The sequence below is a fragment of the Butyrivibrio sp. AE2032 genome (assembly GCF_000702965.1).
Map to the genome: position 1 here is coordinate 877,468 of NZ_JNLF01000003.1, position 15,548 is coordinate 893,015.

At 41.7% G+C, this 15,548-nt stretch carries 20 protein-coding genes and 1 pseudogene; all 21 read right to left on the minus strand.

Going from position 1 to position 15,548, the window contains the following annotated elements:
• Positions 1–44 precede the first annotated feature (44 nt).
• The gene (locus BO18_RS05790) at positions 45–596 is read right to left on the minus strand and encodes a flavin reductase family protein (protein ID WP_034444438.1); all 552 of its coding nucleotides are present in this window, start codon (positions 594–596) and stop codon (positions 45–47) included.
• 27 nt (positions 597–623) lie between these two features.
• A complete protein-coding gene (locus BO18_RS05795) occupies positions 624–1,103 on the minus strand; it encodes a YbaK/EbsC family protein (RefSeq protein ID WP_026665616.1) in 480 nt (159 codons plus the stop codon).
• 17 nt (positions 1,104–1,120) lie between these two features.
• Positions 1,121–1,438 carry an SCP2 sterol-binding domain-containing protein gene (locus tag BO18_RS05800; RefSeq protein WP_034444443.1) on the minus strand — a complete coding sequence of 106 codons (318 nt, stop codon included), beginning with the start codon at positions 1,436–1,438 and terminating at the stop codon, positions 1,121–1,123.
• 120 nt (positions 1,439–1,558) lie between these two features.
• Entirely contained in the window at positions 1,559–2,149 is a 591-nt protein-coding gene (locus BO18_RS05805; RefSeq protein ID WP_034444445.1) for a nitroreductase family protein, read from the minus strand.
• 187 nt (positions 2,150–2,336) lie between these two features.
• Positions 2,337–2,564: a hypothetical protein gene (locus tag BO18_RS05810; protein ID WP_034444447.1), complete on the minus strand. Its 228-nt coding sequence runs from the start codon at positions 2,562–2,564 to the stop codon at positions 2,337–2,339.
• A 328-nt stretch (positions 2,565–2,892) separates the two neighbouring features.
• The gene (locus BO18_RS05815; protein ID WP_034444449.1) at positions 2,893–3,840 is read right to left on the minus strand and encodes an L-lactate dehydrogenase; all 948 of its coding nucleotides are present in this window, start codon (positions 3,838–3,840) and stop codon (positions 2,893–2,895) included.
• 82 nt (positions 3,841–3,922) lie between these two features.
• Complete coding sequence (locus tag BO18_RS05820; RefSeq protein WP_034444450.1) at positions 3,923–4,693, minus strand: ATP-binding protein; 771 nt, start codon at positions 4,691–4,693, stop codon at positions 3,923–3,925.
• A gap of 176 nt (positions 4,694–4,869) precedes the next feature.
• Positions 4,870–5,805 carry a DUF1848 domain-containing protein gene (locus tag BO18_RS05825; RefSeq protein ID WP_034444452.1) on the minus strand — a complete coding sequence of 312 codons (936 nt, stop codon included), beginning with the start codon at positions 5,803–5,805 and terminating at the stop codon, positions 4,870–4,872.
• Positions 5,806–5,809: 4 nt separating this feature from the next.
• Positions 5,810–5,953 (minus strand): hypothetical protein, encoded by a 144-nt coding sequence (locus BO18_RS34765; RefSeq protein ID WP_207643565.1) that lies wholly within the window; start codon positions 5,951–5,953, stop codon positions 5,810–5,812.
• A gap of 169 nt (positions 5,954–6,122) precedes the next feature.
• The gene (locus BO18_RS05830; protein WP_034444454.1) at positions 6,123–7,022 is read right to left on the minus strand and encodes a phosphatase PAP2 family protein; all 900 of its coding nucleotides are present in this window, start codon (positions 7,020–7,022) and stop codon (positions 6,123–6,125) included.
• A gap of 176 nt (positions 7,023–7,198) precedes the next feature.
• Positions 7,199–8,341, minus strand: a complete 1,143-nt coding sequence (locus tag BO18_RS05835; protein WP_034444456.1) for a M20/M25/M40 family metallo-hydrolase — start codon at positions 8,339–8,341, stop codon at positions 7,199–7,201.
• A gap of 32 nt (positions 8,342–8,373) precedes the next feature.
• Positions 8,374–9,654 (minus strand): hypothetical protein, encoded by a 1,281-nt coding sequence (locus BO18_RS05840; RefSeq protein WP_034444459.1) that lies wholly within the window; start codon positions 9,652–9,654, stop codon positions 8,374–8,376.
• Between the two features lie 494 nt (positions 9,655–10,148).
• Positions 10,149–10,934 carry a class I SAM-dependent methyltransferase gene (locus BO18_RS05845; RefSeq protein WP_034444462.1) on the minus strand — a complete coding sequence of 262 codons (786 nt, stop codon included), beginning with the start codon at positions 10,932–10,934 and terminating at the stop codon, positions 10,149–10,151.
• Positions 10,935–11,283: 349 nt separating this feature from the next.
• Positions 11,284–11,610 (minus strand): branched-chain amino acid transporter permease, encoded by a 327-nt coding sequence (locus BO18_RS05850; protein ID WP_330379436.1) that lies wholly within the window; start codon positions 11,608–11,610, stop codon positions 11,284–11,286.
• A gap of 91 nt (positions 11,611–11,701) precedes the next feature.
• Complete coding sequence (locus BO18_RS36455; protein ID WP_334291221.1) at positions 11,702–11,950, minus strand: AzlC family ABC transporter permease; 249 nt, start codon at positions 11,948–11,950, stop codon at positions 11,702–11,704.
• Between the two features lie 196 nt (positions 11,951–12,146).
• Positions 12,147–12,233, minus strand: a pseudogene (locus BO18_RS36460) (tRNA threonylcarbamoyladenosine dehydratase); the annotation flags it as partial.
• Between the two features lie 27 nt (positions 12,234–12,260).
• Positions 12,261–12,917 (minus strand): hypothetical protein, encoded by a 657-nt coding sequence (locus BO18_RS05860; RefSeq protein WP_034444466.1) that lies wholly within the window; start codon positions 12,915–12,917, stop codon positions 12,261–12,263.
• 30 nt (positions 12,918–12,947) lie between these two features.
• Complete coding sequence (locus tag BO18_RS05865; RefSeq protein WP_034444468.1) at positions 12,948–13,460, minus strand: GNAT family N-acetyltransferase; 513 nt, start codon at positions 13,458–13,460, stop codon at positions 12,948–12,950.
• A gap of 12 nt (positions 13,461–13,472) precedes the next feature.
• Positions 13,473–13,850, minus strand: a complete 378-nt coding sequence (locus BO18_RS05870; RefSeq protein WP_034444469.1) for a zinc ribbon domain-containing protein — start codon at positions 13,848–13,850, stop codon at positions 13,473–13,475.
• Positions 13,851–13,869: 19 nt separating this feature from the next.
• Positions 13,870–14,055 (minus strand): YccF domain-containing protein, encoded by a 186-nt coding sequence (locus BO18_RS05875; protein WP_051688527.1) that lies wholly within the window; start codon positions 14,053–14,055, stop codon positions 13,870–13,872.
• 39 nt (positions 14,056–14,094) lie between these two features.
• Positions 14,095–15,498 (minus strand): RNA-guided endonuclease InsQ/TnpB family protein, encoded by a 1,404-nt coding sequence (locus tag BO18_RS05880; RefSeq protein WP_081860929.1) that lies wholly within the window; start codon positions 15,496–15,498, stop codon positions 14,095–14,097.
• Between the last annotated feature and the right edge of the window lie 50 nt (positions 15,499–15,548).

Genomic DNA, 15,548 nt, shown 5'->3' on the forward strand with positions numbered 1-15,548 from the left:
TCATGATATGATCATTTTATACTCAATCTATACTCAATTTATACTCACTTCAGTTTAGCTCCATCAGAAAATGCATTGCCTACTTTCTCACCAATTCCATCGTAAGCATTGTTAAATGGATCAAATGCTATAGGTCTAAGCTTTTTCATATCAACCTTGCCCTCTGTAATCACGCTGTCATCCGCACTTACATTTACGATCTCGCCAACAAGTATGCCGTCTGTGAAGCTCTTTACCTTACACTCAAGAGCAACAGGAAGTTCATCAATCAAAGGTGCATCAACAAACTCACTCTTTGTTGCGTGAAATCCAGCCTTTTCAAATTTATCAGGTACTTTTCTTCCTGATTCTATCCCAACATAATCGCAGGGAATCACCTGGTCTTCAGTAGCAAGACTTACTGTGAAAGCACCTCTCTTTGCGAGATTGTCAGTAGTCTTGTGTTCAGACAGGCTGATTGTAATCTCTTTAAAGTCAGTGGTTATACCCCAGGCTGCGTTCATAGCATTCGGTACTCCATTCTCGTCATATGTTGCAATGATAAGAACCGGCTGCGGGTACATAAGTGGTTTTGCTCCAAAATTAACTCTGCTCATCTGTTTCCTCCTTTAGCACAAACACTGTTACTCGTCTTCTTCCCATCCCTTGCACACATCGCACCAGCCCTCAGCTCCGGTAACAGCTTCAAGCTCTGAAGGTGTAACTTTAACAGAAGTAAACTCATTACCTCCTGCAGGATGGACATATTCAAATCTCTTCATGGATACATCCAACCAAATAGGGATGTCATCAGCCACAGCAAAAGGACATACTCCACCTGGCTGGAATCCCGTGATACTCTCTACCTGATCTCTGGGTATCATGTGTGGCTTAGTGTGAAATAGTGATTTGAACTTAGAACTGTTAACCTTACCATCGCCTGCCATTACCACAATTACAGGCTTTTCATCTACCACAAAAGACAATGTCTTTGCAATCTCCGGTTCGGTGCAACCTATCTGCTGTGCAGCATGTTCAACTGTATCAATCGTCTCTGCATGCTCAGTAAGCCTATCACCAAGATTATTGGAGACAAGAAACTCTTTTACCCTTTCATTAATCATGTCTGCTTACTCCCCGATCATTTAAGAAGCTTGGAAAAATCCAAAGCCTTCCCTACATCACCGTCAACCTTAAGTTTGCCGATAGTAAAAGCTGCTATAGGATCTAACTTTCCACTGATTAGCTTATTAAAATCATCGGACTTGATTGATATAGCGCAGTTCCTGTCATGGTAATCGTAAGGCTCTATATTGATCTTGTGGTCCTTAACTTCAACGTAGAACACTCCGGGATCCTGATCTGTCAGATTCACCTGAACGGCAAGAAAATCCACATTTGAAACATCGGCATTTTCTGCCAGCTTTCTAAGTTTAGTAACTACTGTATCACGCTTCATATTCGTCCTCCTCACAAGATGTATCGGTCTCTGTTACCATTATACAGTTAGTAGCGCTTACTCTGCGTATGTATTTACCTATGGCTGATGATAGCCTAGGGTTATATCAGAATTATCACCTTACTTTTCTACCCAGGTTACCGGATTACCTTTTCTCTCAAGCGGTTCCCTGATTGGCTCTCCTGCCTCAGAATATCCCAATATCAGGCCTCCGGTTATCGTTTCATCTTCCCTAAGACCATACTTATACATGAAGTTCCGCACAGCCTCATTTTCATCGAGCCAGTGGAGCTGGTTGATCCAACATGAGCCCATGTCAAGAGCATTGGCAGCTATCATCATGTTTTCCAGTGCACAGGCGCTGTCTGCTATAGCGTTGCCATAGCCTTTTTTATTGGCTGTAACTATGAAAACAGGTGCTCCGTAGTGGAATATATATCCACCTTTCTTTGCCGCATTTATCGAATTCTTCAAAGAAGAATACATACCCTCAGTGATTTCCATTTCTGCGAACTCTTTGCAGACTAATCCCGCCATGTCAGAAAGGATTTCGGCATCTGAAAAAACAATGAAGTGGGTAGTCTGATTATTTCCACCGCTAGGCGCATATCTGCCTGCCTCAATCACTTTTTCTACAAGCGCTCTTTCCGGCATTTCTCCGGAATATCTTCTGGTACTTCTTCTTGTTAAAATAGCTTCTATCGCTTCCATCTTTTGCCAACCTTTGTTCTGCTCATACTTTATCTCCTTTTGTGTTATCTGCCCAATTGTGACTCAATGCTGCTTACCAATGTTTCCGGTTTTGCTGATGGTGCAAACCTCTCGACAACATTTCCTTCTTTATCTATACATTATTTTCTTTATTGTCTTTCACTGTAAAATCATAAACATTCATGTCTTATACTCCATTCTCTGCGCCAAACTGTCTTGCTGCCTCAATTTTACCGTCGATATTAAGCATATGTGCGTAGAAATAATCCTCTGCAACTGCTATGCCTTTTCCCTTAAAGATTTTCTTCAATGCCAAGACTGTTCTTCTCGACCAGTTTGAGGTGGTAAAAAGAACTATCTTTCCCACCATGCCAGGATCAAGTTCCTCAGCATACTGCCTGAGCTCTGGTGCCATTATATTGGCATATGGGGCTCCTCCAAGAAAAAGAATATCCGCTTTTTCTGTCAGTCTCGGCTCATCATCTATGCTTACAGCTTTTGTTGCAGCTCCTTAGGCTATTGCTTCAGCTATTCTTCTTGTGTTTCCAGCTTTCGTCCTTGAACAGTAACGAACTTCTACTCTTCCCATTACCTATATCCTCTGTGTTTTGTATTTGTCTCTATTAGATTGCGCGCAATATATATGTATATAATAAACCGCCAATATTCAAAAATCAATACTTAATTTATGCTGATTATGAGCGGTACAACTTTTTATATTCCGATTGAACTCACATCCGTACTCAAAGCGATTCAATTATTACTGCTTTCAAAGTTTCCGATGACTCTAGTAATGCAGCCTTTTCCTGCTCGCTGAGTCTGATTGGCACAGATCCTTCAACACCATCTCTTCCGACAATAGCCGGCATGCTGAGAGCGACGCCATCAATGCCATTCTCACCGTGCTGAATACTGGATATAGGAAGAACTGACTTTTCATCACGTATGATAGCCTCACAGATACGCCTTACACTCATGGCAATTCCGTAATAAGTAGCACCTTTTTTCTCGATGATCTCATAAGCACTATTCTTGACAGTTTCAGCAATCTCTTTCATAGCTTTTTCATGCTCGAAATGTCCTCTCATCTCGCAAAAATCATGGATCGGAATTCCTGATACATTTGCACTACTCCATGCTGCTATCTCGCTGTCTCCGTGTTCACCTATGATAAATGCATGTACTGAACGGCTGTCTACACTCAGGTGCTCACCAAGAAGATATTTGAATCTGGCCGTATCAAGTACTGTTCCTGAGCCAAATACTCTGTTTTCAGGGAAGTCACTGAGTTTGGCTGCTGCGTATGTAAGAACATCAACAGGATTAGCCACTATCAGAAGAATTCCATCTTTGTTGTACTTTGCTATTTCCGGAATAATCGACTTAAAGATTCCCACGTTCTTTTTTACGAGATCGAGCCTTGTCTCGCCGGGCTTCTGTCCTGCCCCTGCCGTAACAACCACAACTGCAGCATCGCCTGCATCCTTGTAATCTCCGGCATATATCTGCATTGGCTTTGCAAAGGGAAGTCCATGGCTGATATCAAGAGCCTCACCCTCAGCCTTCTCCTTATTCACATCTATCAGCACCATTTCGGAAAAGAGCCCACTCTCCATCAGGGCAAAAGCTGATGCTGACCCAACAAATCCACAACCTACTACTGCTACTTTTCTCTCATTTATTGCTGACATAATATGCCTCCTTTTTTCTTGCTACATTCAGTATAAACTCACTTATATCAAAAGCCCATGAAATATATGCTTACTGGGAAATTTAATCAAGTACCTTACCATTTCTAGAGATTGTCACAACCTGCCAAGGAAGAAACTTTCCGCTATTCTTTATTGCATTCTCTGCGGCTCTCTGCAGCCCTCCGCAGCATGGAACCTCCATTCTTACTATGGTCACGCTGACAATATCATTGTTTGAAATGATCTCCGTAAGCTTCTCAGTATAGTCGCCTTCGTCAAGTTTTGGGCATCCAATCATTGTAACCTTGCCCTTCATAAATTCCTCATGCATGTTAGCGTAGGCATATGCTGTACAGTCAGCTGCAATAAGGAGCTTGGCCCCATTATAAAAGTCTGCCTGCGTTGGAAGGAGCTTTATCTGGCATGGCCACTGCATCAGTCTTGATGGATGAGTGCTCATTCTTGATATCATGTCCTGTCCGGGATCAATGTCTTCCTGATTGCCACTCTTAAGTGTCATAAACCTTGAACCGGGGCATCCATGTCCTGCAGCGTGTTGTTCCATTTCTTTCATCATCTTGTTTTCGCACTGATGCATATCTTTTACCAATCCTTTCTTCTCCTGTGCTGCCTTTACTGCTGCTTCGTCATACGCAGGCGCTTCTCTTTCTTCAAAAGAGATTGCTCCCATTGGGCATCCCGGCAGACAGTCCCCAAATCCATCACAGAAGTTCTCTCTTACCAGTTTTGCCTTTCCATTCACAATATCAATGGCTCCTTCATGACATGCGTTTGCGCAGATACCGCAGCCGTTACACTTTTCTTCATCGATTTTTATTATCTTTCTTACCATCATTAAACCTCTCTGTTTGACCTGTGTTCTTGTTCTGATGGTGTCAGTATAATATACTGTTCATAACAAGTATGTTGTTCAAACCACATTTTGGAGAAAAATTTATGAACCTTGAAGGTATAGAAAAGAGTAGATTGTTCAAGGGAATGACAGCTAAAGAACTGTATAATATACCATCATATCTCCAATCTCATCTGCAGATCCAGCCAGCTTTTCTGCTCTGCCTCATGGATTACATCCCCGGGCTGACTGTTCCCAATCAGGAAGGGTGACTTTGGATCGTGCTTCGTCATATTCTCTCTCACAAGTGCTGCATTCGTATTGGCATAACAGTACCTGCAAAGATGGCCGCAAGTGTCATATGCCCCGATATCGGTTCCCAAAAGGCAGGCGCATTCATTGTTCCTCTGATTCCTGCTTCGTTTAGGAACATCGAGTCTTGCATGGAGAGCAGTCTCAAAAGTCTTTACCGTCATGCAGCCGGAGCAGTCTGCACCGTAGGCTTGCAGGTCATTTCCCTCCGCACACGGTCTGATGATCATATCATGCTGTTTTGCGATTTCAATAAAAGCTTTGCCGATCGTCAGTCTGTCCTTCTTAAAAACCTCCTTGGCATCCGGAAAGTTCCGCTCCACTTTCTTATAGATGTCGATGAAGCTGATCACACAGGTCTTCGTATATCCTGAAAGTGTTGCAGCCATATGCTCAAACTGTTCTATATGCCAGTCCACGGAATGCTTATCATCCACAAAGATCGGATCATATCGCCATCCAACACTGTCTACACTGACGGCATCAGAAAGCTTCTTAAAGTCTTCCATCACTTTCTGCTTATCCGGCACATTAGGCTCGATATCTTTCCCATATGGCGTAATAGTAACGAACCAGTATTGTCCGTAAGGCTTTAGTACATCCATATGCGGCAACATCAGTGCCGGATTCTTCGTACAGAATGCGATCAGATCAACAACCTCCGGGGACAGACTGTACCGGGTCACCTGAGACGGGTTGTAAGGATTACGTACCAGCACAAAGCCTTCTTTTATTCGATTTATCAGCCACTCATGGTAGAATGCCGGTATGTCCGTTCGCATCCCTGTATTTATGATCATGAAATCACTTCCTCAATTCGTCTATTACCGTACCGATATCCCCATCGATACAGATTGCCTGCTCCCTGATATCCTCCGGGCAGACTGCTTCCCCGTAATTGACATAGGCATATGTTGCATCCAAATCAAAGAAATCAGTCCCAAACACAAGAGGGTCCACCTTCTTCCAATCAAATGTTATAAGCCCGTAAATATATATAGTCCCAAAATCAATATTGGGAATAGCCAATGATTGGACGGTCTAAAACACCATGTTTTTTAGTCATATCCGTTTTTTCCTTTCACACCTCTTTCACTGTTCTATCAAATCGTAATCCTTACTTTTCCCTATTCACAGCCTGTAAAAACGCTGTGCTCACAACCAGGTAAATAATGTAAGTGATCAGTGTTCCAAAGCATACATCAGAAAGAAAATGGTTTGTCATATGAATTCTGTTATAGCCGTAAAGCACAACAAAGCATGCTGCAATCACAAAACAGACAATATTCTTTTTCTCTGAACGTTTTTTAAGAACATCCGAGAGCATTGGCAGCGAAAACATCATGCTTGCTATTGTCATATTTCCGCTGGGCCAGCTCTTATAACTGTCATTTGATCCGGCGAGATTAGGAATCATCTGCCACCAGTTCCTGAACTCCGACATAGGGTCATCAAGGGTTATCAGGTACTTATATCTTGGTCTTGATGCTACCTGCTTGAGCCAGAGGTTTGTATTATCGGCTACAATCCCAGCTACCAGAATAGCTGCACCTGTCATTATCAACTTGTCCGGACTCACATCATCAAATACACGATAGCAGACAAATGGCACCCAAGCATACAGTACTACCCAGAATCCCCAGCTTACTACTGATAAAAGCGGTGATGCATCTCCCGCTGTATATCCAAACAGCTCTCTTACCTTTGATCCGTTGTAATTATTGCTGTAGTAAACAGCCATAAAGTATGAGATCAGCATTATTGTCCAAGCCAGCATTTTAAATCTGTCGCCCTTTTTCATGAGCCCCTTAAAGATACACATCCCAGCTGCAGGATATAAGCAATAGGAAAAATAAGAACCATAGGTAGCAAAAAAGGTTCCAATGTCAGTCTTGTTCGCCAGTGCTACGTTAATACTGTAATCAAAAATAGAGCCCACTATAATCCCTAAAATACAAACTACTATCACAAGATACGCACAAATCCTTGGAACAGCCATAACTTTCTTGTTATCCATTCGTCTTATCTCCTCCGATGCTTTATATACCTTCCCTCATTTTTCCTTCTCCGATTGAATTCAGTTACTCCACTTGATCTTCCATATATTCTCTATTGTATCCTGTTTAGTCTTTCTGATAAGATAATTACTGCTGCCACTGCCCTATTCTTCACCTTCAGATATCTCATTCCCAATCATTCTGTCCAATCCAGAACCATAAGAATCTTAAGCAGTTCTGCGAAGCTGACTATTTCCTGAACAGTTGTATATTCCTCAGTTGTATGTATGTTATACATAGGACCGTATATATTAAGACCGTCCATCCCGTGTTTTATCAGAGAATTTATATCACTTCCGCCATAGGACTTCTTCGCCAATGTTTCCCTGCCCTGCTTCCCTAAAGCTCTTTTATACCTATCCAAAGCACTTCCCGCCCGGGCTTCGGGATCTTTCCTGTATACGGTGATTCTTTCTTTTTTATCTATACAAAGCTCTGCACCTGCACTCTTCGCCTCTTCAGAAAAAACGCTTTCCACATATTCCATTGTCTGATATGCATCTTCATGGACACCGCTTCTTATCTCACCTTTTATGAGGCAGTTTTCCGGAACAGCGTTGGTCACACTTCCGCCTTCAATAGTACCGATATTCAGCGTTGTGTGATCATCCGCCCATCCCTGCTTTATTCTGCTGATTGCAGCTGCAGCTACTGCGATCGCATTTATTCCCTTTTCGGGCTCATAACCTGCGTGAGAGGCCTTGCCCTTTATATGTACTTCGAATGAAATGAGGGTCGGTTCGCAGGATGAATAGACTCCGTATTCTCCGCTGCAGTCAGGAGCAAAAGCTATCCTGGAACGAATCTTTGAATAATCAAGAGCTGCACTTCCAAGACCGTAAACCTCTTCTGCCACTGTAAACAGAAACTCTATTGGCGGATGATCCAGCTCTTCCTCCAAGACTTCAGTGTATGCCTCGATAATACCTGCTATACCAACCCTGTCATCTGCCCCCAGGACAGTAGTATGGTCACTTGTGATGGTTCCATCATCATTTAGTATGATCTTTTTATTATTACCCGGAGCTACGGTGTCCATATGTGCACAGAACAGAATAGGCTCAGAATCTGCATACTTTCCCCGCCCCTCCGCAAATCCATATAGATTTCCGCAGTTACCTCCAATCTTACCGGCTGTATCATCCTCGCAAAGCTTTATTCCCAGCTTTTGAAACTCCGCCACAAGATAGTCAGCAACCATCCGTTCATTAAATGATTCTCCGTCTACCAACGCAAGTTCTATAAATCTGTCTATTACTCTCTTGTCATTCTGTTTCATAAATTAATCTTTCTAATTGCTATTAAAAAATATTATTTTGCAAGCAGTTCATGTTTTGGCAACCGTTTGGGAAATGGTCCTTCTACTGTACATGGAACCCCAACCCTGTCCAACTCTTCCCGCAGTAGATTGATATATTTATCAGTGTTTATCAGCTGCATAAAGCCAACAAAAATCTTGTCTGCCATAGCTGTTATTTCTACTGTAAAATGCCCCTCGATGATAAATACATAAAACTCAACGTAATCGGCAAGTTCTCCCCAGTCCATCTGTCCTGTGTAGTTTGCTATAAAACTACCATGCTGGGCATCTTTACCTGTAGCAAGGCTATTGTCTGCCATATACTTTCTTTTTGCTTTAAGCCCATGCTCCCTGTCCACCGCTTCATACAGCTCAAACAGCTTTCTTACCTGCTCATGGCTGACAGACGGATCAGTCTGGAGGATCATCTGCCCTCTGGTTCTTGTCCCTAATTTCTCCAGATCTCCCTTCAGGTCATCCCTGTCATAATCCACATAGACGTGACTCAAGAAGTCGCAGTGTGTATTGGGAAGTCCCACGCTGTCGCGCATATTATGCGCAGCTTCTGCTACTATCACTCTGTCCTTTTCAGGGAACACTCTGTCCAAAGCCCTTGCAAAAATAATAAAGAAAAAGGACAACACGCTGGAATCATTAGCCTTTATGACTTTCAGAAGATCATTTTGATCAACTGTAAGAACCGTATAATTAGGGTTTCTTTTAAATGGATTAAAAAGCCCGTTAAGATAGTCCAGACCAAGAACAGGCGCCTTCTGGAACTTTCTCTTATAGACTGGCGCTTCTGTTGTCAACATATCCATCGTGGGTTCTGATGTTTCCCCTGGGAGCAGATCGTCATCCGGTTTTCTGACTTCCGGTGCATATGGTTCCACGTTATATTTTTCTTTGACATACTCATACACATTTGTCATAACCCACGGAAGAAATCCCTTTCCACCGCACATTGTATGACTTATGTTAAAAAAAATATCATTCCCCGAACAATCCACAAAAATAAGGTGGTTGTTTACTGCATCACTACCAACCTTTGGCATTTTCTCTGCTGTAGGCATAACAACTATTCTCTTATCATTCGGTACAAGAACGTATCCACCGTCCTCATCAACAGAAACTCTTACAGCAAAGTAAGGATAGCGCCTGATAGCAGTATTTACCGCCTGCTCAAGGACATCAATATCCAAAGGCTCCTTCATTCTTACATGGATGCGAACAGTATGTGCAAAGCGCTTTTCGCTCTGATAAAGTCTGTAGGTGTCAACACTGTATTTCATACCTTTTATGACCCATTGTTGCAGGCAGATAAACCTGCTCACCTGTTGAAATCGATGTATATGTTTCTTTTTCTATCTGTGGTATAACTTACTTTTGTTCCCGATTCAGATTTTAAATATCCTCCCTAATTGTACTATATTCCGATTTTTGATAATCTAAAAAATACATAAATAATGCATTGCTACAAAAAAAGATGTACACGAAAGTCATAATTTCCATGTACATCTTTTTCATTTGAAGTTATCTGAATATTTCGGGCTGTGAGCCCACCTAGTTCGCAATTGAGCTCCACCTATTCACACAATAGCCCCACTATAATTTCACAAAATTCAATTCACACTTCAGCACCACAATATATCGTCAAGTGGAACTATCTTTCCGGATATGGGTTATTGCTACAAGGTTTTCCTTATCAACCCAAATTACCTCTCATAACATCCCGAATAGCCATCCATGCCACCATTTGAAATGATACCATTATTATTCTGCATGATTATCTTGAAATAAACATCCCATAATCCTTAGGCAAATCTATCGCGCCATCCCTGACATGTTCTCTAAGTACATTTCTGATATTTTCAACAGGAAGATCAATAATAGCCTTGAATGAAGCAAGGCTCCTCAAATATTCCACTAGATCCTCTATATCCGTTACATGTAAGGAGTCTTCATAAAAAACAGCTTTAACATCTGAAAAAGAAGTCCTCAGTTTTGTTTCTCCATTTTGCATTGTAAAATTATGATTCGGCTTAAAGCTTTCTCCGCTAAGTTCAAACCACTCTGCAAGCTTCTCTGGAAAATTATATTCTCCAAGTGTTGCACAGTAAAATGTCCCTCCATCTTTTAGGACTCTTCTGACTTCTCGAATTCCCTGATCAAGATCAGGAACATGATACAACATTGAATGCGCAATGATTACATCAAAAGATTTATCCTCAAAGGGTAAATTCTGGATATCTGCTTGTTTATAATTGATATTATCTCTTTCACCCAATTTATTTTTTGCAGTTTCAAGCATCACTTCAGATAAATCGGTAAGTACAAGCAGGTCACATTTATTGATAAGCTCTTCGCGCCCCATCCATATGCTGCCAGTTCCACAGCCAAGCTCTAATACTTTCATACCTTCTGATATTTCATAATTAGAAACAATCCAATTGCCATATCCCTGTTTATTTGTAGAACACTTATCATGGAATGACAGGCGCGTATTCAACCCTTTAGATGATGCATACTGCTCCTTTACTGCATTTGCATCGTTAGAACTTCCTATCTGCATTTTCTTTACCTCACGTTATTCATTATAGTACTTAAAGCATAAAGCCTGCCCTAAGGGCAGAGTCAATTACTTTAATAATCGAGCTGTTGTTGGTTGCTGCCCTGCTTTTTTCACCGCCTGGCTTTACGGCATGAAAAAAGCATCAGTCCCACGAATGCACTTACGCACTCATGAGCTGATGCCCGGTTCATGTCTTTATTCTCTTGGCCAAGAAAAGACAAGGAAGCATTTGGCTCTTGCCTGTTCCCTTGTCCATCATAATAATATCATGCCCTAAAAAGCCTTTCAATTATCACGACATTATCAATTTGTTTCAAAACATTTAGAAATATTAAAAAAGCTCACTTTATCACATGCATCTTAACATAATCATATACGCAGCAGTTCCGGCTATAATGCTGATAAATGTATTGTGCTTCCTCTTATAACTGGCTACAACAACAGCAACTGCAATAATTCCAGGAATTCCTATTCCGATAGGATTACTCTTCGCCCCTTTCAAGCAGTATACGATAAGCACAGCCATGATTGCTGATGGAAGAATCTGTCCAAGGCGCTGCATCCATTCCGGCATACTGCGTCCGCCTCTAAAAAGAACAAATGGCAGCGCCCTAAGTCCAAAGGTGATTAGCGCTGACATTACTATTGCCAATAAAATATACCATGGTCTCATCATTCTACTGCCACCTGCTTTCTTGAGTTATACAAAACTAGCAGCATTGAAACAATGATAAGAGCTGGAAGCATAAACTGATTCTCTCCAAATATTAAGAGGCTGATAATTCCAACAGCCAATCCAGCCAATGCAGGTTTATGAGTATCTGCCTACTGTTCATGAAAAGAGCTGTTATCATTATCGTAAGTATTGATGCTCCCGCCGAAAGCAACGTGGTCAAAACAAACTGAAAAGCTCCAGTATTTACAGACAGGCTGACAAGGAGTGAGTAATACCATTCAAACCCCGACTCTTCCTTCAGGATTCCATAGGCCATACTCACAAAAAGATAACTGCACATGATTGGTATTGACTTTATAAACGCATATTTAAAGAGCTGTTTATTATCCACCTATTTACAATTCCTTCTTGAAAATCTGTTTAAAAAGTCTATCAGCTCATTGCCAAGTCCTGAGCCTTTGCTGTATCTATAAGATTACTCTCCAGTTTTTTCATTTCTGATCAGATCATTTACTATTTCTCCTGCAATAAGGAGTCCCGCTACGGACTAGGGCTTCACATACATATCCGCCCACGCCTCCAATGCCAAAGACAGCTACTTTCTTTTTATATAAGGATTCCATCCCTTCCTGAAAGTTAAAGCTTAATCTTCATTGTACTGTAAAGATTGTGTTTTTCTCAAAGATGCCTATAGCAAATGCTAATTTGAAATAAAATGGCATGTTTTCATAGGCTTCAAAGCTTGTTCTCTGCAGAAATTCGTCTATGGATATCTCCTCAACATAGCCATACGGATTTGCTATAGTTATCTTGTTATTAGGTATATCCATCCCTACGAGCAAGGAGTAATGAAGAGTCCATACATCTCCATACTTTGCTGCCCACTCAAACGGCACAGGAACATCTCTTGTCAGGTTTTTATAAACTACATCTATCAGTTCCGTGTTTGGCATGTATTTATGGATGGACGTAGTATACTCCGGAAAACGCTTGTTCATTTCTTCGCAGAACTTATCTCCTGTTGAGGTTATAACCTTACCATATTCATTGTACAGCTCCTCTTCTGTCAGATGTCCCCCATTCCATGCAGAAAACATCTCAATACAGGCATAACCACAGGAAACATCCTGAGTTATTACTTCTACTCCATCAACATAAACCGGAGTACTATATTTATCATCTATATATATAGATGAATAATCAGTAAGGATTCTTTCTGTCTGAATCTGTAACTTTATCAATAGTCCCGCCAGCACAATAATAATCAGTGCTATAAAAATGAGAATAATGCGAATTGCCTTTTTCAAATGATGCCTCCTCTGTCGCGTATCAAAACCTCACGCGAAATAATCTTCCCTCTTCAGTTCCATCTCAATAATATTAAAAGGCTCTTTTTCCGTTATCTCTTTATCCTTGAATCCAATCTTCTTGTAGCATTCATGAGCAATGTCATTGTTCTCAAACACACCTATGGTAACAACCTTAGCATCCATAAGTTCAAAAGCGTACTTAAGGCCCAGGCGAAGCATTTCTGCCCCGTAGCCCTTTCCTCTGATGGTATTATCTACAATTACCCAGCCGAATCTAAGGATCCTGTTATCGCCATGGATGTAGCGGATAATGAAATGCCCTACTACTCTGTTCTCATCATCTATTGCGATCCAGGGATAAAAGTTGTCTAACTCTTTGCAGTCGCCATTACTCTGTCTGTACTTGTCATCAATAATGCCTGCGGTAATCGGGAACTCTCCAAAATGATCTCCGCCCCACTTAACAAATACATCCTCGTCTTTTATCCATTCACTTATCTTTTCAGCATCACAGCTCTTATATGGTCTAAGCCTCAGCATAATCCCAGCTCCTCAAAACCTCGTTCCGCACTTAGGACAAAAATCAAAGTCCTCTGTTGTCTCGTATCCACACTGTCTGCATCTCTTATAACCGGTCGTGAATCCTCTTCCGCCGCTTACCTGAGTCAGATGACTTGGCAGAATCTCCACTTCTTCGCCTCTTGCGATCATCTTACCAATCTCCGGATCAAGCTCATAAACAGTTCCGCAGCAGCTGGTCTGCACGTAGTAATGCCTGTTCCACTTGAAGGTCGGTATAAAGAAAAGAGACAGCACTGTATATGTCATAAACACGTTGAAGCGTCCATATTTCCCACAGATTGCGCAGGTAATCAGCTGATTAAAATCAAAATCCTTCCTGCCATCTGTTATTCCCATGATAAAAAACATCTACTTCCTCGCTCCGTTCTTAGTAATGTACTCTCACAGCCTTTGCTCCAAATGGTAAAAGAGCTACTCTTGCAATCTTGAAGAACTGCTTACCGAAAGGTATTCCTACAACTGTGCAGCACCAAAGAAGTCCTACAATCCACCATCCCAGGGCACTAAGCAGCCCTCCGCACAAAATCCAAATCAAATTACCAAGAAATCTCATGAACTACCCCCACCGACTCCACGTCGGAAAGGGTTTCTGTTATGCCGCGTGGCGGCATGAACCTGCAGGATGCTCTACGCCCCCTGCAGAACAGGGCATGTCCACTATGCCCCTATCCCATTGGCTTACCTTTGGGAATACTTTTCTTAAGATGTTTGCAGCTCCATTTATGTCTGCATTTGTTATTGTACCATCGTAGTGCTTGTACAGGCCTCTCTTTATCCGCTTTCCTGAAAAAAAGTAGTTTTCTGAGCTGTTCTTTTTATACACGGGAATACCATCTTTTGCTAAAAAATCTGCCTTTGATGTGTAGCTTTCTTCTGTAAGGACAAACCTTATACCATATTCAGCAAGTTTGTATCTGAGCATGTCTGCAAATATCAGCATTGGTATCTGCACAAAGTTCTGGTTATTGACATGTCCTATACCTATTTTCTGTTTCTGGTATGTGTTATGGCCCATCACCACTATGTCTACATGGTTATCCCTTGCATAGTCTACCAGATGTCTGCTTACCTTATGGAACTGATCTTTTATCCTTCTGTTCCTCTTTTCAGTAAGAGCTTTCATCTTCCTTGTCCTGTACCTGTTGTTACATGTCATGGCACAGGAAGAGAGTCTTTTCATCTCTTTGTTGTAAAGCTGGTTGATTGACTTGATCACACCACCCTTTATCACAAATGGTCTTGCACCAAAAGTGTTTACAACAGCGGCGATATTGTCTGTTCCAGGATCTATAGCCATCACTCTCAGTTTTTTCAGTTCCTCTACAGCCGAAAGGTCAGCGAGGATATCCTTATCAGCCATGGGGATTATCCCTTTGTCAGGCACTGAAAGAACTACATCCAGAACAAAGCTGTTTCCACCGGGCTTTATACGTACTTCCTTAAGGCATACTTCTTCCGGGAGCTGACCAAGAGACAGAGTATCCATGGTTCCGGGAAACTTAAGGCAGCCATCTTTGAGCCTGCATATCTGGTTCGTAAGGACAGCTGTCTTGAATGAACCGGAAGGCATATACCCCGGCATCCTGGGACGACCCGTGAAGGCCTCAGAATTCCTTCCATATGCTTTTACAGCCTCAAAGAAAGACTTATAATCCCTCAGAAGGAGCTTTAATATCTGCTGATTAGCCTGGGCCGGAAGGGCATAGTATGCCTTATCCCTTGTTACCTTTAGCAGATGATCAAGGGCATTATATGAGAGCCACTTGCTGTCACCAAGATATTTGGTTCCAAAGAGACTATCCCTTACGAGCTTGTAAACCACCATCTGATTTGGAAAAAGAGGCTTGAACATGGCCATTGAATCTACTGCAGACGAATACTGCCTTAAGATGAAATTTGCCCTGTTGTACAGAACGGCTGATGATCTGCAGATATCCCTGAAATAGTCATAGAGTATGTGGTTTTGGTTTATCCTGTATTGCCTTGTTCTGTACACGGTTGTAAATTCCTTATTAGTATTCTATAGTTAGTATTATAGCACATATT

Bases quoted from the DNA above. Each gene is read 5' to 3' on its own strand.
- BO18_RS05790 (WP_034444438.1), bottom strand. From the start codon at position 596: ATGAGCAGAGTTAATTTTGGAGCAAAACCACTTATGTACCCGCAGCCG.
- BO18_RS05805 (WP_034444445.1), bottom strand. From the start codon at position 2,149: ATGGAAGCGATAGAAGCTATTTTAACAAGAAGAAGTACCAGAAGATAT.
- BO18_RS05835 (WP_034444456.1), bottom strand. From the start codon at position 8,341: ATGAAACAGAATGACAAGAGAGTAATAGACAGATTTATAGAACTTGCG.
- BO18_RS05870 (WP_034444469.1), bottom strand. From the start codon at position 13,850: ATGTTTTTTATCATGGGAATAACAGATGGCAGGAAGGATTTTGATTTT.
- BO18_RS05795 (WP_026665616.1), bottom strand. From the start codon at position 1,103: ATGATTAATGAAAGGGTAAAAGAGTTTCTTGTCTCCAATAATCTTGGT.
- BO18_RS05810 (WP_034444447.1), bottom strand. From the start codon at position 2,564: ATGGCACCAGAGCTCAGGCAGTATGCTGAGGAACTTGATCCTGGCATG.
- BO18_RS05845 (WP_034444462.1), bottom strand. From the start codon at position 10,934: ATGCAGATAGGAAGTTCTAACGATGCAAATGCAGTAAAGGAGCAGTAT.
- BO18_RS05815 (WP_034444449.1), bottom strand. From the start codon at position 3,840: ATGTCAGCAATAAATGAGAGAAAAGTAGCAGTAGTAGGTTGTGGATTT.
- BO18_RS05830 (WP_034444454.1), bottom strand. From the start codon at position 7,022: ATGGATAACAAGAAAGTTATGGCTGTTCCAAGGATTTGTGCGTATCTT.
- BO18_RS05850 (WP_330379436.1), bottom strand. From the start codon at position 11,610: ATGATGAGACCATGGTATATTTTATTGGCAATAGTAATGTCAGCGCTA.
- BO18_RS05875 (WP_051688527.1), bottom strand. From the start codon at position 14,055: ATGAGATTTCTTGGTAATTTGATTTGGATTTTGTGCGGAGGGCTGCTT.
- BO18_RS05865 (WP_034444468.1), bottom strand. From the start codon at position 13,460: ATGCTGAGGCTTAGACCATATAAGAGCTGTGATGCTGAAAAGATAAGT.
- BO18_RS05820 (WP_034444450.1), bottom strand. From the start codon at position 4,693: ATGGTAAGAAAGATAATAAAAATCGATGAAGAAAAGTGTAACGGCTGC.
- BO18_RS05840 (WP_034444459.1), bottom strand. From the start codon at position 9,654: ATGAAATACAGTGTTGACACCTACAGACTTTATCAGAGCGAAAAGCGC.
- BO18_RS05825 (WP_034444452.1), bottom strand. From the start codon at position 5,805: ATGATCATAAATACAGGGATGCGAACGGACATACCGGCATTCTACCAT.
- BO18_RS05800 (WP_034444443.1), bottom strand. From the start codon at position 1,438: ATGAAGCGTGATACAGTAGTTACTAAACTTAGAAAGCTGGCAGAAAAT.
- BO18_RS36455 (WP_334291221.1), bottom strand. From the start codon at position 11,950: ATGTGCAGTTATCTTTTTGTGAGTATGGCCTATGGAATCCTGAAGGAA.